Raw genomic sequence first — 24,295 nt, 5'->3', positions numbered from 1 at the left:
TAAGTTCTGAATGGCAGTATCACCTTGTTGGAATAAAAATTTCAGATCACAATATCCCCAGCTCAGAAAACCATTGATAAATCCGTCTGCTCACCCAGGCGTCGGTGGAGGCGTATTGTATCTGGATAGGGGTAAGGTTTTCGGTTGCCCAGTTTGTCTGCTGGGCTCCTTTTGGGATGCGAATTCCAAGCAGGAGCGCGGCAAGGCCTCTTAACCCGTAGTTTTTGATTCGAGCCTGTTTGGCAAGGTCGGCGAGTTCTATAAACCCCGCTTCTTCAAAATCACCCAGCTCTTTGAGTTTTATAATGTCCTGGCCAATGGCGACACCGGCTTTTGCAACCTTGGGATCGGCGAGAATATTGCGCAAAGATTCAGGAAAGCCTAAGATTCCAAGCTGAAACAGAAATATCGTATCTTTTCCGGCAAGCTGAAGAAGGGATGTTGGATACTGTTGTCCTTTTCTATATGCTGGTCGTGTTTCTGTATCAAAACCCAGAAAAGTTTCACCTGCAAGTTTGCCAAGGGCATTTTCCAAGGCTTCCGGGGTTCGAACAATGCGGACAGCTCCGTCATAACGAGTGATGGAAAGCGAGTTAATCTCATCGCGGGTCATGCGCTTTTTGAAGCTGATTTTTTTGTTTGTATCCGTCATGATTTTATATTTATAAGGTATTTTTTCTGGACATGAAAAGCGAGCGTTTCCCTCCGCCTCGGGCGGACCGTGAGAGCTTCAATTAATTAAGAAATTGTTAATTCGGATATTTATCGGTGCACATGAAGAATTACCGGACACCGAGTTTTTCGAGTTGGGCCCAGGAATTTTCATGGTCAAAGAATCCAATATGCCGGAAAACTTCCAGACCTTGTTTGTCATAAAAAATTTGAGTGGGTACGGTGGATATTCCATATTTTCTGGCGATGTTTCTGTTTTCATAAATATCGATATAGAGGATTGACGCCTTGCCTGCGTATTCCTTTTTCAGTTTGTTGATCACCGGCGTCATCATCCTGCATGGAAGACATTTTTCAGAGCCGAAGTTCACCATGGTGACTTTGTCGGTGTTGACAAGAAGGGCAATGTCATCAGCCTGAGTTGCTGCCGGAATGAGAACAGCAAAGAAAAAAAAGATGCTGAGGATTTTATTCTGCATGGCAAATTTCGAGAAAAGGGGGCAGATGTTTAAGGTCATCCCTTTTGAACAAGTAAAAAGGGTAGAAGTAAAAAATGCAACAGTTAAGTTTTTTCATGTTTTTGGAAAATGTAATAAATTTTGCTTTAAGAAACTGGAAGGTATATTGTAACAAAAAGTGAGGCATTCGTAGATAAATAAAAATCGCGGGACCGTTGAAAAGTTTGCCGGTCAATCAACAGGGTCAGGATTTTAGATACATTACAGGCATAATAACTTTACTGGATCGGTCTTTTTTAGATTGAAGCCCTGCGGCAGGAAAGTACCCGCAAAGTGTATAGACTTCGACTCCGAGCCACCGGGAATGCACTGGTTGTTCCTGTTCAGACAAGAGGTAAGCAAAATTGCGAAAACTTATAAGTCCTATCAAATATCCAATTTTTTTTAGGAGGTTATCATGAAAAAATTTCTCGTTCTATTCTGGATTATTTTGTTGAGTTTAACCTGCTCAACGGTTTATGCGCAAGTTGAGGGAGGATCTCCTGCAGGTTTTTCGGAGCAGCAGATGCAAGGCATTACCAACTATCAGGTCCCTGTTGACCAGATCCGTGAATACCAGTTGCAACAGATGCAGCTTCGCCGTCAGGGAAGAGCGGGGTTTTCCAGCCAGGCACCTTATGGCGGCGCAGGTTTTGTGCCCGGCGGCAGGACGCCTCTGGGTGATGTTGGCGCCGGCAGTGTATATGGTCCAGGCATTCGTCCCGGCTTCGATCCTGGAATGGTAAGTGGGATCGGGCCCGGCGCGCGTTCCGGTTACGGACAGGGATTGGGAAGAGCCAATGCCTATGCCCCGGGATATGGTTCCGGATACGGGCCTGGAAGGAACACTGGTTCCTTTGGTCCCAGGTTTGCACAACGGTCCGCCATGCCGCCGCAAGGCAATTTCGGCATGTACCCGGGATTCGCGCCAAACAATTTTGGCCCGGAATCAATGATTTCGGGATTTCAATCTGCAATGTTTGGGAACGTGAACAGAGGTTTTATGCCGGAACAGGTCCGAAAATTTCTCGATGAAACAAAGGACTTGCGAAGACAGATACTGAATAAGAAATTCGATTATTTTGAATTGACTCGTAATACAGCTACCAAACCCGAAGAAATTGCCCGGCTTGAGCAGGAAATAACCGAACTGCGGAAAAAGATATTTGAAAAGGCGAGCAAATAAGACGGACCTGCTGACATTACCCCTCAAATTGGCGGATATTTTTGAGGGGTAAATCGTTTTATAAGCCCGGAAGGGGGTATAACAGGAGGAATCATAATCATGAAAACCTGTAGCCTGCATGACTTTATGAGTGAATTGACTCCATGGTTGGACAAGGATCACATCAGAGGAGTGTCAGTTGATGAACAGGGGCGATTCATCCTCTACTTCATGGATGGCATGAAAAATGTGTACCAGATCGATGACTGCAACCGGGAACAGATTGAAGCGGTCCTTAAAGACCTCAAGGGTAAAGGGGTGTCCGTGGAGTAGGTATGCCGCAGAGGATGCATCTTAGCTCTAAATCACCATAACTGTTTCCGGAGAGTAGTAATTTCGTCTTGTAATTCCTGCAGGCGCGTTCGGGACTCGCCTTCAATCCCTGAAATCATTTCAGTGCCCATTTTTTCTAGTTTGTGCTCTTTTTTTCTGATTTCTTTTAATATCTCGGAATCTCTTTGTACTCTAGCGATCCTGCTCATCACTTCTTTTATGGTAAATGGCTTCTTGATGAAGTCGGCTGCTCCGGCTTCAATGACTTTATCAAAGGTGTAGTCTTCGGTAAAACCGGTCATCACAATAATCGGGATTTCCGGATACTTTTTGGTAATTTTACGGGTAAGTTCGATCCCGTCCATTCCCGGCATGGAAATATCAGTCAAAACCAGATCAAAGGTTGGATCTGTTTTCAAAAGTTTGAGTGCTTCATCTCCGCTCAGGGCCGTGCTGCATTGCTGATCTGTGTTCTTGAAAACCTGTTGGAGCATTTTCAGTATGGTTTTGTCATCGTCTACAATGAGTACTTTTACTGCTTGATCCATTAGTTATCACCTGTATGAGCCATGATGGATGTATTTGATTGGGTAATTTTCAGCACATTCATGCCCTGTTTAGTTTTGGGGGCATTGAAAAAGAAAATTAATCTCTTTTTACGGTATTTTATGATTGCTTGAACAATGACAACTTCTGATATAGGATGGTCTCATAAACGAATGTAGAATTTCAATTTTTTTTTTGGGTGTTAGGGAATTGTTTAAATACCTTAATGTTGCATTATTGAAAAAACGTGATGGGAGACGAATTGAAAATTTTCTTTTTCTGTTCGTTTTCTTTTTTACCGTGACCGGATACTTCCTTGTTTCCGCGCAGGATGTTTCAAATCAGAAGGTCTATGTGATTCCCGTTTCAGGCGATGTAGAGCCGGGCATGAATGCCTTTATCAAAAGGGCCATTGAGGATCACCCGCATGGGCAAAAGGCGGTTTATGTTTTTGAAATGAATACCTTCGGCGGCAGGGTTGACTCGGCACTTCAGATCGTCGACACTCTTATTACGGTCCCCAGGGGCAGGACCATTGCTTATGTTACCGATAAGGCTATTTCCGCAGGCGCTTTGATTGCCCTGGCCTGCAATGATCTGGTGATGAAGCCTCATACGACCATCGGTGATTGTGCGCCGATTTCTTTTTCCAATGAGGGGCCGAAAATGATGGGGGAGAAGTTTCAATCTCCCTTGAGAGCGAAATTCCGAACTCTGGCTCGACGGAACGGCTATCCGCCGACCCTTGCCGAATCCATGGTGACCGATGAAATGGAGGTCTATCTGGTTGTCTTTAAAGATAGGACGGTCTACCTTGACAAGCAGGAGTTTGATGATTTGACCCAGGAAGAACGTGACGGCATCGTCAGCAAGAAGACCATTGTCTCCAAGGGTGAGCTGTTGACCATGGATGATGCCGAGGCCCTGGAGTACGGTTTTTCCCGGATGACTGCCTCAAGTATTGAAGAGATGCTCGGTCAGTTCGGAATTAATGATTATGACCTGGTGCGCATCGAGCAGAGCTGGTCGGAAACCTTTGGGCGATTTGTCGCGGCCTTTGCCCCGATTCTGTTGATGATCGGCATGGCGGCGCTTTATACTGAACTCAAGGCCCCTGGTTTCGGGGTGCCCGGATTAATCGGCATAATCTGTCTCGGACTTGTTTTCTTCAATCAATACCTGGTGGGGCTCGCCGACTATACTGAACTGCTGTTGATTGTTCTCGGCCTGGTGTTGATGGCCATGGAGCTTTTTGTGCTTCCGGGATTCGGCATTGCCGGAACCTTAGGTTTTCTTTTCATCGGCGCCGGCATGGTGCTTTCTTTCCAGGATTTTGTGCTGCCCGATCCCAACCTTCCATGGCAGGGTGATATTCTTTTAAACAACATTCTTCAAGTGATGGGTTCATTTGTGCTGGCCTTTATTTTCGGGCTTATGGCTATTCGTTATATGCTTCCCCGCTTAGGCAGGGTTGTTGACGGACCTTATCTTGATGAAACTCTGGCCGAGTCAAAGTCTTCGTTGGATGCATTTAAGAATATCCGGAGCGGTGATCGCGGGACGGTGATAACGACCCTGCGCCCGGCGGGAAAAGTGAGAATCGGCACGGAAGTTTACGATGCAATAACCGAAGGCGGATTTATTGACAAAGGATCTGAAATTCAGGTAATCAAATTATCCGGCAACAGAATAGTGGTTGGTCTCTGAAAGCCAAATGGGACAGGATTTAATTCTGTCCCCAACCGAGTGGGTGTAAATGAACGCCGCAATTTTAGCAATAATACTTCAATTTGCCGGGATCCTGGTGATCATCGCCGAGATAATTCTGCCCTCGGGCGGTCTGCTGTCAGTTATCGCCACAGGATTGTTCGGCTACTCCCTCTATGTCGTGTTCACCGAGTTATCAACCGGGGCGGGAATGGCCTTTATTGTTGCGGATATTATTATCATTCCGATCAGTATTATCGTTGGATTGAAAATGCTTGCCAGGTCTCCTGCCACCCTGCGTCAGGAACTGTCCAGTAAAGAAGGAGTTACTTCGCAATCACCGGAATTGGCGGGTTTTGTCGGCAAACATGGTGTAGCCGCAACGGTTCTTCATCCGGCGGGCACTGCCGTTATCGAAGGGAAACGATTGGATGTTGTTACAAGAGGCGAATACATTGAAAAGGATACCGCGGTGCTTGTTGTTGAGGCAACGGGCAACCGTCTAGTTGTTAAAGAAGTGGAACTCTAAATTTGGGGTGAAGGTATGGATTTTAGCTTGATGCAGTTCGGGTTGATAATTGTTGTTATTGCGATTATCGCGCTTCTTTATTTTGTCGGGTCGTCAGTTTCTCTGTGGGTGCAGGCAATTGTTTCCGGCGCCAGGGTGGGATTGCTCAATATTATTTTCATGCGGTTCAGGAAGGTGCCGCCGAAACTCATTGTGGAATCAAAAATCATGGCAGTGAAAGCGGGAATTGATATTTCATCCAACAGCCTGGAATCCCATTATCTTGCCGGCGGAAATGTTTTAAGGGTGGTACAGGCCCTGATCGCCGCCGACAAGGCCAACATCGCCCTTGATTTCAACCGGGCCGCAGCCATTGATCTGGCGGGAAGAAATGTCCTTGAGGCGGTGCAGATGAGCGTCAACCCCAAGGTCATCGAAACGCCGCTGGTTGCGGCCATGGCCAAGGATGGTATCCAGTTGAAGGCTATTTCACGGGTGACGGTGCGCGCCAATATTGACCGGCTGGTGGGCGGCGCCGGTGCCGAGACCATTCTCGCCAGGGTCGGTGAAGGAATTGTCACCACCATCGGTTCGGCGGAGACCCATAAAAAGGTTCTGGAAAATCCTGATTTGATCTCGAAAACCGTACTTGCCAAAGGTCTTGACGCTGGTACCGCCTATGAGATTCTTTCCATAGATATTGCCGATGTCGATGTCGGCAAGAATATCGGCGCTGAACTTGAAACCGACCGGGCCGAGGCGGACAAGAAGATCGCCCAGGCAAAAGCCGAAGAACGGCGGGCCATGGCCTTTGCCGTGGAGCAGGAGATGCGGGCCAGGGTCCAGGAAATGCGCGCCAAGGTGGTTGAAGCCGAAGCCCAGGTGCCGCTCGCCATGGCTGAGGCCTTCAGAGCAGGGAATCTGGGGATCATGGATTATTATAAAATGAAAAATATTATGGCAGACACCACCATGCGGGAAAAGATCGGTTCCCCCGACAAACCAGGTGAGGAGTCGTAAATGGAACTCGTTGATGTTGTCTTTGCTTTACTGGTCATTGCAGGAGTTGTCTGGAATGCAATCATGACCGCCCGAAGCAAGGCTCAAGCCAATAATCCGCAGGCCCAAACGGAGATCACTCCTGCTCCCTTAGAGCCTGCTGTTTATGAGGATTATTCAGCGGACGAACTTCCCGAGGTATTTTTTGCCGAAAACAAGTCACAGAATTTACCGGGGGTAAATTTATCTTTACACAAACCTGAAAAAAAATCTTCAGACAAAAAAAATGCAGATGCACAGCGTTGCAGAAAAAGTCCGGGACACTCCGGAATTCGCCTTTGCGACTTACGGAAGGCGGTTATCTGGTCGGAGATTCTTGCTCCGCCGGTTGGTTTAAGGAATGAGGAGAGGCTCTACTAACTGTTTGCGGTCGGTGAACAGGGGGGGGTGGATTTCATTGGTCAGGGTTTTTTTCTGCCGCCGGAAGATGTATTGGTGCATCATTGGATTGTCGGCTGCATTGAGTGATTGTCTGAACAATAAAAAAGGCCCCTGTTTCGGGGCCTTTTTTATTGAATGAGCTTGAGAACGGGTCAGTAAGGCTGGATGAGAATCTCCGCCGGGATCCCTAATTCTCTGTTGAGATTACGAATCATTTTCAGAGAAAGGGGACGTCTTCGGTGCAAAACATCGCAGACCCGGGAGTTGTTGCCGATATAGGGGCACAGATCCTGATTGGTCAGTCCCTGTTCTTCCATGATCCGTTTCAATAAATCAATTGGATCAGGGAAATCCTTGCTTTCTTCCCGGATTATTTTACCGGTCCATACCCGCGAGATCATGAGTTCGAGCAGATCATCGTCTGGTTGGCATTGATTTTCGTTAACAAGGTTTTTGATCCCCTCGCACATTCCGATATAGTTTTCCGTAGAATAATTCTCATGACCTATCATATGTACCTCCTTCATAGATCAACAGCTATCTGAGGTTATCTTTAGCCTAAGCACCGGAACGCGGCAAATTGTATGGACGCTCCGGTACTTGTCTTTTTTGAGGATTCTGGAATACATTTTTCGCTGTTTAAAACAAGTTGCTGTTCAGATAAAGATGGCAGGCAATACTTGCCGCATACCCCAGAGCGATAACCGGCATCCATTTGAGATGGGCGCCAAAGGTGTAAACACCCCGGGCGGAACCCATCAAAGCAACGCCCGCAGCCGAGCCGATGGAAAGAAGGCTGCCGCCGACCCCTGCGGTTAAGGTGACCAGGAGCCATTGCCCCAGAGGCATGGTGGGATCCATGGTCAACACCGCATACATTACCGGGATGTTATCGACGATCGCAGAAAGTAAGCCGATAAGAATATTGGCCTTGGTGGCCCCGAGGTCGAGATACATATAATTTGACGCAAGGGCCAGATAGCCGAACTGAGACAGACCGCCGACGCACAGGATGACCCCGTAGAAAAAGAGCAGGGTATCCCATTCAGCCCGGGACACCTTGCGCATGAAGTCAAAATGCTGGACGCTTTCTCCGGCAGGGCGAGGGAATGACTCGTTACCGGAACCAAGAACAGCATCGTATTCAAGCATCCTTTTCTCTTTTCTTTTGATGTAATAGGCAAAGAATCCCAGGTAGGAAAGGCCTAACATCATGCCTGCGGCTGGTGGCAGGTGAAGAAAATTATGAAACGATACCGCTGTGGCGATGGTAAGCAGGAAAAGAAAGATGATGCGCTTGGCGCCGAACTTCATCTTGACCTGTTCCGTGAGGGCGCTGGGAATGGTTTTAGCTACGGCAAAACTCATTATCAGGGCTGGAATAAACCAGTTGAGCAGGGCCGGGAAGAAAATCATGAAAAATTCTCCAAATGCAACCTTGCCTTTCTGCCAGACCATGAGGGTTGTAATGTCTCCAAAAGGAGAAAATGCCCCTCCGGCGTTGGCTCCTACCACGATATTGATACAGGCCAGCACAACAAATTTCTTGTTGTCGCCGCCCACCGCCATGACCACGGCTCCCATGAGCAGCGCCGTTGTGAGATTGTCGGCCACTGGAGATATGATGAAGGCCAGCAGTCCGGTAATCCAGAAGATAATCCGCAGGGAAAAGCCTCTGGATACCAGCCAGGTACGCAGGCGCTGAAAAACGTTTCGTTCTTCCATGGAATTGATATAGGTCATTGCCGAGAGCAGGAAGAGCATAAGCTCCGCATATTCCAGCATATTGTGCAGAATCGCGTCATGGGCAAGTTCGTAGTTTCCTGCCTGTGCATATACTATTGCCAGCAGGACCCAGATAATTCCTGCGGCTGCCATGACCGGCTTGCTTTTGCGCAGGTGCAGGTTTTCTTCAAAGATAACCAGGGTGTAGGCCGCGACAAACAGTCCTAATGCAGCATACCCCCATATTGATGTTGTGAGGTTGGCTATAGGGGAATGCGCTGCTGCCTCGCTTGCCATTGCCGGCAGAGCAGAAAACAGCAACATTCCCACTGCTGTAAGTGTTGTGTGCATTGTTGTAGTCCTTTATGGATTTTAAGCGGTTTCAGATGCCGAAAAAGAAGTAGATGCAGGTCATCATGACAACCATGTACAGAACTGTCATACCTGCGCCTGCACGAAAATAATCGATGGTTTTATAACCGCCCGGCCGCATGATCAGGGCATTTACCTGATGCGTCGGCAGGATAAAGGTGTTTGAACATGCTATGGCAACAACCAGCGCTGCCATTCTCGGATCTGCACCGGCGGTAACCGCCATGTTCATGGCAAGGGGTACCATGAGAACCGTGGCGCCTACGTTTGATGCAACCAGGGTGAAAAACGAAGTCAAAAGGCCGATGACCGTCAGCAGAACCAAAGGCGGTACGGTTCCTATGGCTCCCATGATCGAGTCGGCAATGTATCCGGCAGTACCGGTTTTTTCAAAGGCAATACCCAGGGGGATAAGGCCGCCCAGGAGGAATACCGTCATCCAGTCAACTGATTTATAGGCCTCGTCAATGCTCATTACCTTGGTGAGCACCATGCCCAGTGCACCGGTCAACAGGGCTATGGAAAGCTGGACCTTGAATCCCAGAATCATGATCAGGGAAAGAATAAGGCATCCCACAGCATATTTTGCCATGTGGGTTTTGATTATTTCACCCTGGATTTCTTCGGTGAATGTCAGGTCTGGTTTTGATTTGAGATTATGAAATTTTTCCCAGCGGCCCTGCAGAAGAAGGGCGTCGCCCGACTGCAGCGGAATGTCGGATATGCCGGCTACATACATCTTGTTCTGACGGAAAATCGCCAAAGGGTTGACATTATATCTTTTTCGGAAGTCGAAATTCTTCAGGGTTTTGCGGGCCATTTCCGATCTCGGGGTGATGATCGCCTCAAGCATACCTGCGTTGTTGGGGGAAAGATCCTCGGCAAATGTCTGGAGTTCATCTTTGAGCACCCAGCCAAGATCTTCAACAAGGAGCTTTACCATGTTTGCCTTGTCAACGATGACGATGTCGTCACCCGGGGCGATTGCTGCATCCCGGTCCGGAGCGAAATTTCTCATGACCCCGGGATGGTTGATGGCAACAACGCTGGCAAAATATTTCGGGCGAAGGCCGAGCTCGGCGAGCACGCGGGGGCCGTTATAGTTTTCAGGGATATGCAGTTCATAGATATTCCCGAAATCCTTATAAGTGCCCTTGAGGAGTTCTGACATCGGTCCACTTGTACTTTCTCCCTGGGAGCTCGGCAGGACAAAGCGTCCGAGAAAGATGAAATACAGGAGTGCTGCGATGGTCAGGGCCAGACCAACGGGTGTGACGGAGAAAAGCCCGAAGGGCTCGACGTCAGGGTTGGTGATTTTCATTACATCATTTAACAGAATGAGCGGGCTTGAACCGATCAAGGTGATACAGCCGCCGATGATCGCGCAATATCCCATGGGGATAAGGATTCTCGATACCGGGATGTTGGTCTGCTTGGCAATGCGCCGGGCAGCCGGCATGAAAAGCGCTGCCGCACCGATATTCTGCATGAAGCTCGAAATAAAGGCCACTGTGCCTGCAATCAGGGCCATGATCCGGCTTTCGCTTTTCCCGGCGAATTTCAGGATGATGCGGGCCATGGAATTCATTACACCGGTTTTATCCAGACCGGCGCCGATGATAATTACCGCAATGATTGAGACAACCGCATTACTGGAAAGACCGCTGATCGCTTCTTTGGGAGAAACGAGCCCCAGCAGCGGCAAAAGAACCATCATCATGATACCTACGACGTCAACGCGGACCCACTCGAAAATAAACAATAAAATGGCCAAAACCAGAACGGCTGAGACCATATACATTTCCACTGTCATTTTATTCCCTCTTTAATATTCAAAATTATTGTATTAAGGCGCAGCAATCTCGTATTACACCGCTTTTTAAGCGCAAACTATCAAACAGTTTTTCCGGAAGTAACGGTTTTTGTTGGGAATCGACAGAAAGTGCAAACAAACTTCTTTGCAACAGGAACTGTATGAAGAGATTCGAATTATAGAGCGTTACATTTCCATGAAAGTATCTTCACCACGCATGAAGCGGTCGTCGGTCGAAAAATATTTCGAGCCAGAAACGACCGCTTCATGCGTGTACAAAGATACTATATTCCAGAAGTTGCGAAGTTAAAGACCGGGATAGAAATGTTCTCGGGCATTTCATTTGCAATTTCAGGATCAGGTTCTGTTAAGCAGTACTGGATGTTAGGATGTTCAGTATGGATCTGCTCGATGATTTTTTCATGATTACCGAACTCGATGATGTGACTGAAATATAGTCCATGCTCTTCTGCTTTATCGGCAAATTTTTTGGCATATTGATTGCTTTTTTCAATAAATTCCGCAGTGGCAGCCTCTCTCGCGTGAACAGGCAGGCGGAGCGGCGCATCTGTGATGCTAGCTGCAATCACTGAGCACTTGATTCTAGCGGCCATTTTGACTGAATAGTCCATTAAAACTTTTGAAAAACCGTTGTCTGAACCGAAAACCAGAAGAGCATGGTCCTGGTCACGACTGGTTAGAATCTGCCGAGCGGTGGCATGTTCACCTGCTTCAGCAAATGTTGTTGCCATTGCAGCGGTTTCAAACAGTTTCCCAGGGGCTTTGGATATTTTAACTTCTCCCTCATTTGCCAGAGGTTTCTGAAGCGTATCGTCAGCTTCTAACATTTGTATTGATGTTTCATGCTCGCCGGCTTCAGCAAAGGTTGCGGCGGCCATATGTTTGTCAAAAAAATTGAATTTCATTGTAGAACTCCTTTATCTCTCTTCGTTGGTTAGATATTTTTTCAGTTTCCCCGTGGAAGACTGATGTGCTAATTTGTATTTTTGATTCAGACTCATAACTGTTTATGTAGACTTCTTCCCACCCTGGTTGTTTCCTCTAATAGCATTCGGAATACAGCAGCACTGGACAGTCGAAGTGCTTGAGTAAATTGGTCAGGGAATTAGCAATTTTTTCTTTTGTTTCATGAAATTTTCCTGACTCATTTTCTTCAGGAACCAATACGACGCAGAGGATGTCTCGGCGTTCTCTGGTAAATTCCGTTAAAGATTCCTTGAGGTTTTTATTATTGACTATCGATGTATAAGAGACTTCAATATTTTCCAGATTCATATTGTTGAATGCCGTCTTGGGGTCTGGATGTCCCGTTTCATCAGGTTTTCGGATGTGGATAACTTCCATTTGAGCCTCAAGTCTTTGGCACAGATTTAAGGCTTGGCGGAATGCTTTTCGGTTAACCATGTCCTGATTGTTTACCAGCAGGACCTTTTTATTGGAATTTTTCCCGGAACGCATGAATTGCCGAGCGGTATCGAATTCACCTGCTTCAGCAAAAGCCGCTGCACTCATTGCTTTTTGGAATTGTCCTAGGAAGTTTTTCATAATTGTCTCATCGTTTGTTGTAAAAGATTCTCATCCGGCACTGTGCAGGATTTCTGTAAGATTATTGTTGTTTGCCGAATAATCTTTTTGTTTTTCAGGACCTTTTTGGGGGGCAGTATTCATGAAATCCAGTGCGCTTTCATGGTCATTTCCTTCTGCAAATGTTATCTGCAGCATTAATCTGTCAAACCAGCTAAGTTGTTTTTTCATTGTCATCTCCAATTTGTCTTTTCTTAATTCTGCTTTTCATTTCTGAAATTCGGTTTTTATTGTTTCCGCTTCTTTTTTGTCAAGCGTTGCCATGTATTATTTCAAGTATCGTGCCAACTCGCTAATATTCTTATTTTATCTTTAATTCCGAATAGTTACGCGTTGTGTTGTCGTAAGCAGCAAGCGTTGCACTTTGTAACAGGCAAAAGGCTATATTTCCATTTTTCTATTTAAAAACAAGAAGTTAACCTTGTTGTTGCTTTTATGTGGATGCTGTTGCGATTTGCAACGATATGATGTATGGTTCTTTTAATGAAACTTGTTGCGCAGGGAAGTATGATACCCAGGATGTTTGGGAAGCGTTTTTGGTCGCTTGTTGACAAGGCAGGGCAGGGGCTTTGAAAAGATCCTGTTTGGGAATTCGAGGGGATTTTTTTCTCAGTGCTGGTCTTTCAACCGCGAGGACTCAACAATCATCGGCAGCAGTCTGTACTGACAACGGATGAAATTTTTTACATAGCTGTTCCATTAGTCGGGTTTTGTAACTTATTTACTTTTTGTAAACCCTTTACAATATGAGCGCCCCAGATGTTTCCGAAAGGCATACGAAAAAAAATAACCCTTGGTTTTTATTTTCTTCTTTTCTGTGTCATATTTATGGCCGCTGTTACCTATGGGATTGTTCGCGATGTCGGGCGTAGGATTGAACATGTTGAAATTATAGACGATTTTTTGAATACAACCCTGGAAGTGCGGCGTTTTGAAAAAAATTATTTCTTATACGGCAAAGAGGCTGACTATAAGGACAACATGGCTTTTCTCGAAAAGCTTCAAGGTTTGCTTCTGCACGATATAAAATCTTTAACCACCTTAATGCCGGGCGATGTTTTCAATAATTTATGGGATGCGGTTGGTGAATACAAAAATGACATGCAAAAACTCCAGGAGCTAAAAAAGAAATTTTTTACCGATCCTTCATTGTTCAATGAACAAATAATTCTTGAAAACGCTATACGGTCGAGGGGTAAAAGACTTACCGACAAGGCTGAACAGACTGCAAAAACAGAGCGTATAGAAATTAAAAGACTTCTGAATACAACAGGTAAAGTTCTTCTTTTTTCAATTGTTCTCTTTGTTTTCCTTTTTATTGTGATCGCCGGATTTTTGGGGCGGAATATTGTGCGTTCCCTGAAAACTCTGGAAGCCTATACCAAACAAATATCCCGAGGTGATTTTGTACTGGCGCACCCTGGGGTTGCTGATGAAGAAATCAATTCATTGTTACAGGCATTTAACCGGATGACCAATGAATTACGGATTCGTCAGCGCCAACTGGTTCAGTCGGAAAAGCTCGCATCACTGGGGACTCTGTTGTCCGGTGTTGCACATGAATTGAACAATCCTCTTTCCAATGTTTCTTCATCCGCCCAGATCCTTGCAGAAGAAATAGAGAATCCTGATATTGTTTTCAAGCGTGGGCTTATCGAGCAGATTACAGGACAATCCGACCGGGCACGGGATATTGTTCGCACCTTGCTGGAATTTTCAAGGATCAGGGATTTTACCAGACAGAAATTGCTCTTAAGGAGTCTGTTGGACGAAACGCTTGTTTTGCTTCGCGGTCAAGTCCCCAGTCATGTTGAGATCAGGCTTGAGATTCCGGAAGATCTCTATATCGTCGCGGACAAACAACGGATGCAGCAGGTTTTCCTGAATCTGATTAAAAATGCCGTCGACGTGTTGACTGAGAGAGGTATCGTCTGGGTTTCATGCCGTGATATCAGCAGAGGATCGGAAAACAGGGAGGTGGAAATTCTCATTGAAGACAACGGTCCAGGAATTCCTTTGGAGATACGTGATAAGATATTTGATCCCTTTTTTACTACCAAAGATGTCGGCCATGGTTCCGGACTCGGACTTTTCATTGTCCATGATATTATTGAGATGCACGGCGGAACCTTGCGGATCGACAGTCGAGAGGGTGAAGGGACCACATTTATAATCTGGTTACCCTATAAATCTGGAGAAGAGAAATGAAGGAAGAGTCAAGGATTCTGATTGTTGATGACGAGAAGATTGCGCTCAATAATCTGTCGCACATACTTACAAAAGAGGGATATGCCGTAACCGCCACCCAGAGTGGTCCTGGGGCTATAAAATATCTTGAATCTGAAGAATTTGACCTTGTGCTTACCGATCTGAAGATGGAGAAGGTTGACGGCATGCAGATTCTGAAGCGAAGCAGAGAGCTTCATCCCGACACGGAGGTAATCATGATTACCGGATATGCCACGGTTGATTCAGCCATTGATGCAATGAAGGCCGGGGCCTATCATTATATTGCCAAACCATACAAACTCGATGAAGTTCGAAAGGTTGTCAAGGAGTCCCTGGAAAAGAACCGTTTGAAAAAAGAAAACGCCCTCCTGAAAGAGCGCCTGAAAAATTACCATGGCCTAAGAGACCTGATCACCGATAATCAATATATGAGGCAGATACTCGCTCTGGCAAAACAGGTTGCCTCAACAGACACCAATGTCGTGATCAGTGGTGAATCAGGTACCGGCAAAGAGTTGCTGGCTAATTATATCCATAATAATAGCGTCCGGAGTGCCGGGATCATGGTAGCCATTAACTGTGGGGTCTTTACCGAGGATTTGCTTGCCAATGAACTTTTTGGTCATGAAAAGGGCGCTTTCACCGGAGCCGATGACGCAAAAAAAGGGCTGGTGGAGACAGCCAATAATGGGACACTGTTTCTTGATGAAATTACTGAAATGCCTCTGGCGATGCAGGTCAAGCTGCTCAGGGTTATTCAGGAAAAAGAGGTGTTGCGGGTTGGTGGAACCAGCCCCATAAAGGTCAATGTCCGCTTTATCGCGGCGACCAATCGTAATCTCCAGGCGGAAGTTGACAGCGGTCGTTTCCGCAGAGATCTTTTCTTCCGAATTAATGTTGTCGCCATAGAATTGCCGCCCCTTTCGGGAAGACGGGATGATATTCCGATTCTTTCGCTGCATTTTTTGAAAAAATATGCGTCGTTAATGGAAAAAGAAGTGACGACGATCAGTCCGGAAGTCTCCGAGATTTTGATGTCTTATGGTTTTCCGGGTAATGTGCGGGAGCTTGAAAATATCATAGAAAGAGGCGTGGCCTTGACCAACAGTCAGGCAATTGAGCTGAGCCATTTACCTGATGACCTGCGCGGTTCGGTAATGCAGACTTTCAGGAAAAGTGCCGGAAAATACTCAACCCTTGAAGAACTTGAAAAAACCTATGTTGAATGGGTGCTCAAGGAAAAGGGGCAAAACAAAACAGAAACCGCCAAGGAGCTTGGCATTGATCGTGTATCTTTGTGGAGAAAGCTGAAAAAATTCGGGTTGGAATAGCCCGGATCAGTGGTCTGCATGCACGGGAACTTCTGTTTCAGTAAATTTATCATCCTGCGGTTCTATCTCCTTTGTCCTTTTACTCAGGATAATCCAGGATTCCGTTAACATCCAGGCCTGTAAAGCCAGGGTCAAAACGCTTAATCCGCCAAGAAAATAATTCTTTTGCTCAAGAAGATTTGAAGCGTTACCGACCATTGCCCATGAGGTTGTAATCACCATAAAGATCATGGCCGGCAGTGTGACGATGATATTCTTGTTTTTGTGAATAAGGTAGGCGGTGATTGAGAGCAGGGCAAGGCTTGCCAGCAACTGATTGACCGCCCCGAAGATGGGCCACAGGGTCATGGCGCCTTTGCCGTCCCCTGAATAAAAGGCGAGCGCCATGGCGGTTCCAACCGTGATGCAGGTTGCGGGAATTCGTCCGGATATTCTTTTGAAATTCAGCCCTTCTGCAAGTTCTGAGATCACATAACGTTGAATTCTTGTTGCGGTGTCCAGGGTGGTGGCGGCAAAGGAGACAATGAACACCCCCATAATGGTTATGGCAATGTTTCTTGATATGCCAAGGCAGGTTATCATATTTGCCGCCCCTTCGATAAAGGCGCTTAATTGGGCGCCCAGTCCGTTTGCCGAGGCCCAGGAGGCGTAATGTCCTGCAAATGCCTCGCTGCCTGTAAGCGTTCCGCCTGAGGTGTGGATGCCCAGGCCGATTCCTGCAGTACACGCCATGATCACCAGCACTGCAAGCGCCCCCTCAAAGAGCATCGAGCCAAATCCAACAAAAAGCGCGTCTGTTTCACGGTTCAGTTGTTTGGAACTGGTGCCGGAACTGACCAGTGCATGAAATCCCGATACTGCGCCGCAGGCAATGACTACAAAGAGAAACGGAAACATCGATGGTGCGCCCTGGGGATTTGTAATCACCGCAGGAGCAACAATCGGCGGGTGCGAAACCACCAGGCCGCCGAATAGGAGTGCCATGGCGATGAGTAACTGGTGGGAGTTCAGATAATCCCGGGGTTGCAGGAGAAGGTCCACCGGCATGGCAGAGGCGATGCCGGCATACAGAAAAAGGATCAGCATCCAGACGAGAATCGGTGAAAGGCCGAAAACCTGCGGCATCTTGATCGGCAGATAATTGCCGGCAATGACCGCGATATACATCAGAGTGACGCCGATGATTGAAAGAACCAGGAGATTGGCGTTGCCGCTGCGGACTTTGGCGCCGATCCACAGGGCAATGGGGATTTCAATCCACACTGCAAGCACGGAGTTTGGATACATTCCGAAGAGGATTGCAATGATCAGCGCAAAGATGGCAATGACAATCCAGAGTTCGAGGAAAACGATTACGAAAAACAGGTTGCGAACCCTCGGGGAAATAGTTTTGCCGATTATTTCGGCCACTGATTTTCCGTCATTTCGTATTGAGATGACAAGGGAACCCATATCGTGGATGGCGCCGATGAAAATCGGGCCGAGGACCACCCATACCAGCGCAGGAAGCCAGCCCCAGATAACGCCGATTGCCGGGCCGACTATGGGGCCGGTGCCGGCGATCGATGTGAAATGATGCCCGAAAACCACGTCTTTTTTCGTGGGAACAAAGTCGATACCGTCTTTCAGGCGATGGGCGGGAGTGGTTCTATTGTTTCGTAAGCCGAATATTTTTTTGCTGAGGTATTGTCCGTATGTGCGATAGGCAACGATATACAGGGCAAAACAGATGGCAGCGAGGATCAGGGAGTTCATGATTGTACTTTAATAATGATGACTTCGTGAAAAGTCAAAACCTGAATTATCGCCCCTGATTATTTTAATAAGTTGGAAACGGAATACGCGTCGGTCTCGTGCTTTCTACGAGACCGACAATAATAGATTTTTTCTATTAATCAAAGCAGCAATTTTTTCTTTTGTAGGTGTTTTCTTCAAGATTTAAGCAATTGAAAGTGAGTGGTGTTGGTTTTCTTCTACTGCGAAAAATAGGAAAATGGACCTAACGAAGAGGGCGGGCATGGAATTTGGTGAGATTGCGAGAATGATCGCTTGGCGATAATATCCTGAAGCGGGGCGGTTATGGTGATAATTAAACGAGGAAGCTGGATAGTATGGACAGGATAACTTACAGGAGGAACTCGTTTTCAGCTTTTTGAAGGGAGGAAGCAAGTGCATCATCTATCCGTGCAAGTTTGGTAGAGTGTTTATGTTTCCAGGTATTACAGAAGGAGACGAATAAATCTTTCAGGATGCCGGTGATCGACTCGGTGGATGGACTTGCGATTGATTGGGTGAAATCAAGCAGGGTTTCAACAGGTACTTTTTGGGTGGTTGCCTCCATCAATGACATTTTTAATTGAACGCGGTCTTTATCCTTTTCATAGGAAAAAATGAGAACTCCTTCCCCCTGTTGCCGTTCCATCCCAACCTGTAAATCTGCTGGAACAATATTTTCAAGGGCCGGCGCCACTTTTTTGATTTTCAATAATACCGAAAGAGGAAAATCACGGAATTCGAGCTGGATGTAATTGAAGTTTTTGATGTCATCAGCTGCGTTAGGGATATCGCTATCAGCTATTGCAGCCGGGCAAGGGCAGAATGTTAACAATAACAATATCATCAGGCATTCAAACATTCTTTGAATTTTTTTGATTACTCTCATCTCGTTCACCTTCTGATCTTCATTGCTTTGTAACTTTAATTGCTTTCACTTATACAAGAGAGCAAGATTCGTGCTGAAACGGGCGATAAACAATTGAGATTTAATCAACCATATGTTTTTGCAGAGATTTTTCATGGCAGATTTTTTTCGGACCGGGCAGCAGCGAATCTTTCGCCGTTAAATTATTTAATCGCAGTAAGTTAGTTTTGGTTTGCATTAATTAATTTAATAGTTGAGTCTGGGCTGTAGAGGTAATCGCGGGGTTTTTCTATAGCAGTTTTTTTTCTCGGATAAAATCGATGAGTTTACGATGCGGGGAAGGGAAGGCATAGTTGTCGAGAACAGCAGGCACAACCCATTGATATTCCTGGGCTTCATGTAAGGTCGGTTGTGTGTTGTTATTTTCGAGAGCACAGAAAAAGCAGTGCAGGGTGATTTTATAGCGGGTGTAATTATGTTTGATGGTTTGGATTTTTGTAAGGTGCGAGATATCAAACTCGGTTTCCTCCTTGAATTCGCGAATCAAACCCTGTTCCGGGGATTCTCCCGGTTCAAGCCTGCCGCCGGGGAATTCCCATAAGCTTGCCCAGACGCCGTTTTTCGGGCGTTTCTGAATAAAATACTTTCCTTGGTGGATGAGCACGCCGGTTGCCATTTCCATGAAGATGGTCTCGTTGCTTTTTCCTGGTACCGGGCGTTCAGCAACGATGCCAAGTTCATAACTCCGACAGTTTTTGCTTGCCGGACACGTAACGCATAGGGGATTTTTATTGCAGACCAGTGCGCCCAGTTCCATGAGCGCCTGGTTGAAATATCTGGCCTTGCCTCTGGGGATAAGCTTGGTGGCTTTGTCCCAGATAAAAGAGAGATTTTCCTTATCTTTGATTGGCGTATCGATATTGAATATCCTGGAAAAGACCCGCTCCACATTGGCGTCGACGATTGGATATTCCCTGTTGAACGCAAGGCTCATGATCGCTCCGGCGGTGTATCTGCCGATTCCCGGCAGTTTCAGGAGTTCATGATGCGTATCAGGTATTGTCCCGGCATAATTATCAACAAGGATTATTGCGGTTTTACGAAGATTTCTTGCCCGGGAGTAATATCCGAGTCCTTCCCATAGCTTGAGGATTTCTTCTTCTGATCCGTTGGCAAGGCTTGGAATATCAGGAAAACGTTTGATCCATTTGTTGAAATAAGTCACCACCCGGTCCATCTGGGTCTGCTGCAGCATGATCTCTGAAAGCCAGATATGATAGGGTGTATAGGTTTTTCGCCACGGAAGATCGCGGCTTTGCTGCTTGAACCAGGCGAGAAGGTCGGTTTGAAATTGGAGGAGATTCTTCATGGTCAGCCGAAAAGAGTAATAAGGAGAACGCCGCAGAACATCAGTAAGGCTCCCAGACCTCTGTTTCTGATGTTACCTTCCTTGAGGATAAGCCAGCTTAAAAGCACGGTCAGCAGAATGCTGCTGCGCTTGACCGCAATCATGTACACCGCAGTGCTCAGGGAAATGGCAACATAATGGGTGGTGATCTGCGACATGAAAAGCCCTCCGAGCCACATTCCTTTTTTCTTGTGATCAAGTATTACACCCCAACGTATTTTGCCGGACAGGATGAGACCGGCCAGGATCAGGCAATTAAACACCAGGAAAAAGAAATAGGAAAAATACAGCGGCGATGAGTGGAGTAGAGCCTTTTTGCCGAAGGCTGCGGCAAAGGCATAGAGAAAGGCGACAATCAGCATCACCCAGGAACCCCTTTCATGGATAAAGGCAGTAAGGGGTTTGAAAATCCCATGTTTTGCCTGATCTAAATTGAGGACATAACTTCCGCAGACAATGCAGAGGATGCCTGCACCTCCCCAGAGGTTAATGGTTTCATCCAGGGTGATAAAACCGGTAAAAAGCATAAACAACGGAGTAAAGCTTAAAAAAGGCACGGCAAGGGAGATCGGCGAAACCTTGATCGCATAAAGATAGAGGAGGTAGGGCACAGCGTTGAGCGGCAGAGAGATGAGAAAAACTTCCCAGAAGGTTTGATCAAGTTCAGGCTGCGGCACAAAAAAGAAACCAAGGGCGAACAAGGGAATCGACCAGAAAAGCTCGATTCCCGCAACTTCAAGGGCGTTGAGTTCCTGATATGTTTTGACCGAAATGTCCCGTGTTGCAACAGCAAAGGCAGTGAGCAGGGCAAAGATGAACCAGATCATTATTTTTATCCGAAAAAGAGATAGCAGATGATGATTGCGGCGGTGACCCCGGCAACATCGGCAATCAGGCCGCAGGGCACGGCATGCCTGGTTTTTCTGACACCCACGGATCCGAAGTAGACGGCAATAATGTAAAAGGTGGTTTCGGTGCTGCCCTGCATGATCGCAACCATTTTTGAGACCAGGGAATCAACACCGTGGGTCTGGATGGTTTCAATCATCATGCCCCGGGCGCCACTGCCGCTCAAGGGTTTCATGAATCCGGTGGGAAGTGCATCGATAAAGGCAATGGGGCCGCCATGATAGGTAATCAAACCGATTGTATCCAATCCCAGGGCAATGACTCTGGTAATTTGTTCGATAAAGTCAAGAAGAAGATCCATGGCGCCGCTTGCCCTGAATACACCGATGGCGACGAGCATTGCAACAAGATAGGGGATTATTGAGATCGCAACCGAAAAACCTTCCTTTGCGCCGGCAATGAATTCTTCATAGACGTTAACTTTTTTGACAGCGGCAAGCAGGATAAACAGAACGACCACACCGAAAATTATTCCATTGCTCAATAAAAGCGAGACTCCTTGAAGTTCGGTTTTGTTGAGCTTGAGCATATATAATAATAGGGTAGTGATAATTCCCATAAGCCCGCCCACAAAAAGAAGGATCTGCGGTTGCAGAAGGTTGATCCGCTGATAGATGGAAACCGCGATGAGCCCGGCAAAGCTCGAACAGATTGTTGCAAGGAGTATGGGGATGAACAGTTCCGTTGGGTTTGGGTAGTTAAGCTGGTACAGATAGGTGAAAATGGTAATCGGGATCAGGGTCACCGAGGAGGTATTGATCACCAGAAACATGATCTGGGCGTTGGATGCCGTATCAGTGGAATCGTTTAATGTCTGGAGCTCCTTCATGGCTTTTAAGCCCAGAGGGGTTGCGGCATTGTCCAGTCCAAGCATGTTTGCTGCGAGATTCATCACCATGGCCCCCATTGCCGGGTGGTCTTTGGGGACCTCGGGAAAGAGTTTGGTGAATACCGGTGCCACCAGCCGGCTTAAGATTTTTACCATGCCGCCTGCTTCGCCTATTTTCATGATTCCCAGCCACAGGGACATGACACCGGTGAGGCCGAGAGAGATGGTGAAGGCTGTTTCCGACATTTTGAACAGTGCTTCCATGATTTCGGCAAGCACCTCGGTTTGGCCAAGGAAAATCAGGTTGTAGAGTGCTGAGAGCGCCGCCAGGAGAAAAAAGCCTATCCATATCTTGTTTAACAATGTTTGGTCCTATAGAAAATCAAGTCAACCGTTAAAGAAGGCTTTCCAGCTTTTGACTTATTTCATGTTCCGGTGCTGCGCCGACAAGAATATTCTGTTGCGCACCGTTTTTGAAGAAGATCAAGGTGGGCACGCCCCGGATCTGGAAGTGCTGCGAAGTAAGCATGTTGCTTGATGTATTGATTTTGGCAATGATTGCGCGGCGATGATATTTTTTTGCAAGTTTGTCAATTACCGGCGCAAGCATCTTGCATGGGCCGCAGGTCAGCGAATAAAAATCAACCAGAACCGGTAATTTCGCTTGATTAATAAATGTCTGAAAATCACTGTCCGACAATTCCACAGGTTGGACGCTGGCGGATATATCCAGGGGGTTTTTGCATTTTCCACATTTTGCCTGCAGGTGCTGCTTGGTGAGAGGAATTTTATTCGGTGTCCCGCATTGGCATTTCACAATTATTGTATTCATGATAGATTTAGGTTCCTAATTCAGAAAACAGTATGAACATTATGAAGATAACTTTTTTAGGCGTCGGCGAAGCTTGTGACGCGCAATATCCCAATACATCAATTCTGGTGGCGGCGGTTGAGGATGCACGTGAGCATGTCCTTCTCGACTGTGGTTTTACCACACCTCATGTTTATTTCAAATCCTGTTCTGATCCTGAGGCACTCCTGGGTGTGTGGATATCACATTTTCACGGGGATCATTTCTTTGGTATGCCCCTGCTGCTGTTGCGTTTATCGGAAATGGGCCGTGAAAAACCGCTGCTGATTCTGGGTCCGGAAAGCATTCAGCAGAAGATCGAAGCTGCTCTTGAGCTTGCCTATCCTGGAGTCGGAGAACAATTGGGATTTCCGGTTGACTATCTTCCTGTTGAACCTGGAAAGAGAGTTGAGGCGACTGGATTCCAATGGAAAAGCGCGAAAAATCACCACTCCCAAAGCGCCCTTTCGGTGTTGATCCGCACCGGACAGAAAAGTGTATTGTATAGCGGCGACGGTGGTCCGACCCCGGAAAGCCTTGCTCTGGCAAAGGGATGTGATCTGGTAATCCATGAGGCATTCTGCTTTGAGGGGGAAATGTCAGGACATGGTTCGGTCAGCAGGGCGGTTGAGTTTGCTCAAAAAGCAGGGGCGCCGCAACTGGCTCTCGTTCATATTCAGCGAAGCGAAAGGGAAAGCCGAAAAGCTGCGATCATGGAATATCTATTCAAGGTCAAGGGTTGCAGTGTCTTTCTGCCTGAACCCGGAACATCTGTGAAGCTCTGATGTCTAATGAAAAAGATAACCTGGGATTGAGCGGGATGTATTGATTATCCAGAATAAATGATTACAATCAGAAATCTGACAATACAAACAGAAATTAACTGTTTTAATTTTTAATAAGGAGAAAACAAATGCAACGATTCGGCTATGACAATAAAGATGTAGTAATGGACCGGGTAAAATCCGATGTGGCAACGATCTTCCTGGCCAAGGTTTTTTACTGGATGGCTTGTGGTCTCGGTTTGACCGCAGTCACCGCAGCACTGGTGGCAAACTCGGCTGCCGCCCAGCAGTTGATTTTTGGGAATCAGCTTGTTTTTTTCGGGCTGATTTTCGGGGAACTGGGGCTTGTCTTTTATCTGTCGGCCCGGGTTGAGAAAATTTCAGCAACAGCAGCAACCGGTCTTTTTCTGTTTTATTCGATCCTGAACGGCGCAACCCTTTCCGCCATCTTACTGATGTACACGGCAACATCCGTTGCATCCACCTTTTTTATCGCCGGTGGAATGTTTGCGGCTATGGCGGTATACGGCACGGTGACCAAGAGAGATTTAACCGGTGTCGGCTCATTCATGTTCATGGGCTTGATCGGTATTATCATCGCTTCGGTGGTAAATATTTTCATGCAGAGTTCCATGATGTCCTGGGTTATTTCCGCAGTGGGGGTAGTTGTTTTTACCGGTCTCACCGCCTATGACGTTCAGAAGATTTCCCGGATCGGCGCTTCAGGGATTATGCAGGGCGGCGAATCTGCAATTCGCAAGGGCGCAATCATGGGGGCCCTTGCATTGTACCTTGATTTTATTAATCTTTTCCTGATGCTTTTACGGTTGCTGGGCGACAGGAGGTAGACCTGAGAGAAAGAAAAATTAAAAAAGGGGATTTGCCTGATGGAAGCAAATCCCCTTTTTTTTATGGGATGAAGGAACGATT

25 protein-coding genes are annotated in these 24,295 nt (G+C 46.7%); 10 read left to right on the top strand and 15 right to left on the bottom strand.

Annotated features, from left to right (window positions below):
* Positions 1–46: 46 nt before the first annotated feature.
* Entirely contained in the window at positions 47–652 is a 606-nt protein-coding gene (locus KKE17_14155) for a 3'-5' exonuclease domain-containing protein 2 (protein MBU1711143.1), read from the bottom strand.
* 130 nt (positions 653–782) lie between these two features.
* Positions 783–1,151, bottom strand: a complete 369-nt coding sequence (locus KKE17_14150) for a thioredoxin family protein (protein MBU1711142.1) — start codon at positions 1,149–1,151, stop codon at positions 783–785.
* A 436-nt stretch (positions 1,152–1,587) separates the two neighbouring features.
* On the opposite strand from KKE17_14150, the gene KKE17_14145 reads away from it, so the two are divergent.
* Together KKE17_14145 and KKE17_14140 are read left to right on the top strand one after the other, a co-directional pair.
* Positions 1,588–2,355 (top strand): hypothetical protein, encoded by a 768-nt coding sequence (locus KKE17_14145; GenBank protein ID MBU1711141.1) that lies wholly within the window; start codon positions 1,588–1,590, stop codon positions 2,353–2,355.
* Positions 2,356–2,454: 99 nt separating this feature from the next.
* Positions 2,455–2,667: a hypothetical protein gene (locus KKE17_14140; protein ID MBU1711140.1), complete on the top strand. Its 213-nt coding sequence runs from the start codon at positions 2,455–2,457 to the stop codon at positions 2,665–2,667.
* Between the two features lie 32 nt (positions 2,668–2,699).
* Here the strand turns inward: KKE17_14140 and KKE17_14135 are convergent, their stop codons facing one another.
* Entirely contained in the window at positions 2,700–3,215 is a 516-nt protein-coding gene (locus tag KKE17_14135) for a response regulator (GenBank protein ID MBU1711139.1), read from the bottom strand.
* A gap of 235 nt (positions 3,216–3,450) precedes the next feature.
* On the opposite strand from KKE17_14135, the gene KKE17_14130 reads away from it, so the two are divergent.
* The 4 genes from KKE17_14130 to KKE17_14115 are packed head-to-tail and all read left to right on the top strand — an operon-like array spanning position 3,451 to position 6,847.
* A complete protein-coding gene (locus KKE17_14130) occupies positions 3,451–4,920 on the top strand; it encodes a serine protease (GenBank protein ID MBU1711138.1) in 1,470 nt (489 codons plus the stop codon).
* A 49-nt stretch (positions 4,921–4,969) separates the two neighbouring features.
* A complete protein-coding gene (locus KKE17_14125) occupies positions 4,970–5,449 on the top strand; it encodes a serine protease (protein ID MBU1711137.1) in 480 nt (159 codons plus the stop codon).
* Between the two features lie 15 nt (positions 5,450–5,464).
* A complete protein-coding gene (gene floA / locus KKE17_14120; GenBank protein MBU1711136.1) occupies positions 5,465–6,448 on the top strand; it encodes a flotillin-like protein FloA in 984 nt (327 codons plus the stop codon).
* Complete coding sequence (locus KKE17_14115; GenBank protein MBU1711135.1) at positions 6,449–6,847, top strand: hypothetical protein; 399 nt, start codon at positions 6,449–6,451, stop codon at positions 6,845–6,847.
* A 173-nt stretch (positions 6,848–7,020) separates the two neighbouring features.
* Here KKE17_14115 and KKE17_14110 read toward each other — a convergent pair whose 3' ends face one another.
* The 6 genes from KKE17_14110 to KKE17_14085 form a co-directional block, all read right to left on the bottom strand.
* Positions 7,021–7,380: a transcriptional regulator gene (locus KKE17_14110; GenBank protein MBU1711134.1), complete on the bottom strand. Its 360-nt coding sequence runs from the start codon at positions 7,378–7,380 to the stop codon at positions 7,021–7,023.
* Positions 7,381–7,507: 127 nt separating this feature from the next.
* Positions 7,508–8,944 carry a sodium:proton antiporter NhaD gene (gene nhaD, locus KKE17_14105; protein MBU1711133.1) on the bottom strand — a complete coding sequence of 479 codons (1,437 nt, stop codon included), beginning with the start codon at positions 8,942–8,944 and terminating at the stop codon, positions 7,508–7,510.
* 31 nt (positions 8,945–8,975) lie between these two features.
* A complete protein-coding gene (locus KKE17_14100; protein MBU1711132.1) occupies positions 8,976–10,778 on the bottom strand; it encodes an SLC13 family permease in 1,803 nt (600 codons plus the stop codon).
* 284 nt (positions 10,779–11,062) lie between these two features.
* Entirely contained in the window at positions 11,063–11,704 is a 642-nt protein-coding gene (locus KKE17_14095; GenBank protein MBU1711131.1) for a hypothetical protein, read from the bottom strand.
* Between the two features lie 136 nt (positions 11,705–11,840).
* Positions 11,841–12,344, bottom strand: a complete 504-nt coding sequence (locus KKE17_14090) for a hypothetical protein (protein MBU1711130.1) — start codon at positions 12,342–12,344, stop codon at positions 11,841–11,843.
* 30 nt (positions 12,345–12,374) lie between these two features.
* Positions 12,375–12,554: a hypothetical protein gene (locus KKE17_14085; protein MBU1711129.1), complete on the bottom strand. Its 180-nt coding sequence runs from the start codon at positions 12,552–12,554 to the stop codon at positions 12,375–12,377.
* A gap of 588 nt (positions 12,555–13,142) precedes the next feature.
* Here KKE17_14085 and KKE17_14080 point away from each other — a divergent pair.
* Together KKE17_14080 and KKE17_14075 are read left to right on the top strand one after the other, a co-directional pair.
* Positions 13,143–14,591 carry a HAMP domain-containing histidine kinase gene (locus KKE17_14080; GenBank protein MBU1711128.1) on the top strand — a complete coding sequence of 483 codons (1,449 nt, stop codon included), beginning with the start codon at positions 13,143–13,145 and terminating at the stop codon, positions 14,589–14,591.
* Positions 14,588–15,943: a sigma-54 dependent transcriptional regulator gene (locus KKE17_14075; GenBank protein ID MBU1711127.1), complete on the top strand. Its 1,356-nt coding sequence runs from the start codon at positions 14,588–14,590 to the stop codon at positions 15,941–15,943. The genes KKE17_14080 and KKE17_14075 overlap by 4 nt, the downstream gene beginning before the upstream one ends.
* Positions 15,944–15,949: 6 nt before the next feature.
* Here the strand turns inward: KKE17_14075 and KKE17_14070 are convergent, their stop codons facing one another.
* From KKE17_14070 to trxA, 6 genes are all read right to left on the bottom strand, one after another.
* The gene (locus KKE17_14070) at positions 15,950–17,698 is read right to left on the bottom strand and encodes a carbon starvation protein A (GenBank protein ID MBU1711126.1); all 1,749 of its coding nucleotides are present in this window, start codon (positions 17,696–17,698) and stop codon (positions 15,950–15,952) included.
* Between the two features lie 370 nt (positions 17,699–18,068).
* On the bottom strand, positions 18,069–18,605 hold the full coding sequence (locus KKE17_14065; protein MBU1711125.1) for a hypothetical protein: 537 nt from the start codon (positions 18,603–18,605) through the stop codon (positions 18,069–18,071).
* A gap of 268 nt (positions 18,606–18,873) precedes the next feature.
* Positions 18,874–19,953, bottom strand: a complete 1,080-nt coding sequence (gene mutY / locus KKE17_14060) for an A/G-specific adenine glycosylase (protein ID MBU1711124.1) — start codon at positions 19,951–19,953, stop codon at positions 18,874–18,876.
* Between the two features lie 2 nt (positions 19,954–19,955).
* Complete coding sequence (locus tag KKE17_14055; protein MBU1711123.1) at positions 19,956–20,819, bottom strand: DMT family transporter; 864 nt, start codon at positions 20,817–20,819, stop codon at positions 19,956–19,958.
* 5 nt (positions 20,820–20,824) lie between these two features.
* Positions 20,825–22,093 carry a spore maturation protein gene (locus KKE17_14050; protein MBU1711122.1) on the bottom strand — a complete coding sequence of 423 codons (1,269 nt, stop codon included), beginning with the start codon at positions 22,091–22,093 and terminating at the stop codon, positions 20,825–20,827.
* A gap of 31 nt (positions 22,094–22,124) precedes the next feature.
* A complete protein-coding gene (trxA, locus tag KKE17_14045; protein MBU1711121.1) occupies positions 22,125–22,562 on the bottom strand; it encodes a thioredoxin in 438 nt (145 codons plus the stop codon).
* A 32-nt stretch (positions 22,563–22,594) separates the two neighbouring features.
* Between trxA and KKE17_14040 the strand changes: the two genes are divergently transcribed.
* Together KKE17_14040 and KKE17_14035 are read left to right on the top strand one after the other, a co-directional pair.
* Positions 22,595–23,365: an MBL fold metallo-hydrolase gene (locus tag KKE17_14040; GenBank protein MBU1711120.1), complete on the top strand. Its 771-nt coding sequence runs from the start codon at positions 22,595–22,597 to the stop codon at positions 23,363–23,365.
* Between the two features lie 128 nt (positions 23,366–23,493).
* Positions 23,494–24,213, top strand: coding sequence for a Bax inhibitor-1/YccA family protein (locus KKE17_14035; GenBank protein ID MBU1711119.1), 720 nt, complete (start codon positions 23,494–23,496; stop codon positions 24,211–24,213).
* Positions 24,214–24,295 lie beyond the last annotated feature (82 nt).

The sequence above is a fragment of the Pseudomonadota bacterium genome (assembly GCA_018823135.1).
Lineage (GTDB): Bacteria > Desulfobacterota > Desulfobulbia > Desulfobulbales > CALZHT01 > JAHJJF01.
The sequence above is the reverse complement of the archived record's forward strand: the minus strand, read 5'-3'. Positions and strand labels throughout refer to the sequence as shown.

Excerpts from the sequence above, each read along its gene's own strand:
- KKE17_14140 (MBU1711140.1), top strand. The coding sequence starts at position 2,455 with ATGAAAACCTGTAGCCTGCATGACTTTATGAGTGAATTGACTCCATGG.
- KKE17_14150 (MBU1711142.1), bottom strand. The coding sequence starts at position 1,151 with ATGCAGAATAAAATCCTCAGCATCTTTTTTTTCTTTGCTGTTCTCATT.
- trxA (MBU1711121.1), bottom strand. The coding sequence starts at position 22,562 with ATGAATACAATAATTGTGAAATGCCAATGCGGGACACCGAATAAAATT.
- mutY (MBU1711124.1), bottom strand. The coding sequence starts at position 19,953 with ATGAAGAATCTCCTCCAATTTCAAACCGACCTTCTCGCCTGGTTCAAG.
- KKE17_14090 (MBU1711130.1), bottom strand. The coding sequence starts at position 12,344 with ATGAAAAACTTCCTAGGACAATTCCAAAAAGCAATGAGTGCAGCGGCT.
- KKE17_14155 (MBU1711143.1), bottom strand. The coding sequence starts at position 652 with ATGACGGATACAAACAAAAAAATCAGCTTCAAAAAGCGCATGACCCGC.
- KKE17_14085 (MBU1711129.1), bottom strand. The coding sequence starts at position 12,554 with ATGAAAAAACAACTTAGCTGGTTTGACAGATTAATGCTGCAGATAACA.
- KKE17_14055 (MBU1711123.1), bottom strand. The coding sequence starts at position 20,819 with ATGATCTGGTTCATCTTTGCCCTGCTCACTGCCTTTGCTGTTGCAACA.
- KKE17_14110 (MBU1711134.1), bottom strand. The coding sequence starts at position 7,380 with ATGATAGGTCATGAGAATTATTCTACGGAAAACTATATCGGAATGTGC.
- KKE17_14135 (MBU1711139.1), bottom strand. The coding sequence starts at position 3,215 with ATGGATCAAGCAGTAAAAGTACTCATTGTAGACGATGACAAAACCATA.
- KKE17_14035 (MBU1711119.1), top strand. The coding sequence starts at position 23,494 with ATGCAACGATTCGGCTATGACAATAAAGATGTAGTAATGGACCGGGTA.
- KKE17_14070 (MBU1711126.1), bottom strand. The coding sequence starts at position 17,698 with ATGAACTCCCTGATCCTCGCTGCCATCTGTTTTGCCCTGTATATCGTT.
- KKE17_14125 (MBU1711137.1), top strand. The coding sequence starts at position 4,970 with ATGAACGCCGCAATTTTAGCAATAATACTTCAATTTGCCGGGATCCTG.
- KKE17_14040 (MBU1711120.1), top strand. The coding sequence starts at position 22,595 with ATGAACATTATGAAGATAACTTTTTTAGGCGTCGGCGAAGCTTGTGAC.
- KKE17_14100 (MBU1711132.1), bottom strand. The coding sequence starts at position 10,778 with ATGACAGTGGAAATGTATATGGTCTCAGCCGTTCTGGTTTTGGCCATT.
- KKE17_14080 (MBU1711128.1), top strand. The coding sequence starts at position 13,143 with ATGTTTCCGAAAGGCATACGAAAAAAAATAACCCTTGGTTTTTATTTT.
- KKE17_14145 (MBU1711141.1), top strand. The coding sequence starts at position 1,588 with ATGAAAAAATTTCTCGTTCTATTCTGGATTATTTTGTTGAGTTTAACC.
- KKE17_14075 (MBU1711127.1), top strand. The coding sequence starts at position 14,588 with ATGAAGGAAGAGTCAAGGATTCTGATTGTTGATGACGAGAAGATTGCG.
- KKE17_14115 (MBU1711135.1), top strand. The coding sequence starts at position 6,449 with ATGGAACTCGTTGATGTTGTCTTTGCTTTACTGGTCATTGCAGGAGTT.
- KKE17_14095 (MBU1711131.1), bottom strand. The coding sequence starts at position 11,704 with ATGAAATTCAATTTTTTTGACAAACATATGGCCGCCGCAACCTTTGCT.
- floA (MBU1711136.1), top strand. The coding sequence starts at position 5,465 with ATGGATTTTAGCTTGATGCAGTTCGGGTTGATAATTGTTGTTATTGCG.
- nhaD (MBU1711133.1), bottom strand. The coding sequence starts at position 8,944 with ATGCACACAACACTTACAGCAGTGGGAATGTTGCTGTTTTCTGCTCTG.
- KKE17_14065 (MBU1711125.1), bottom strand. The coding sequence starts at position 18,605 with ATGAGAGTAATCAAAAAAATTCAAAGAATGTTTGAATGCCTGATGATA.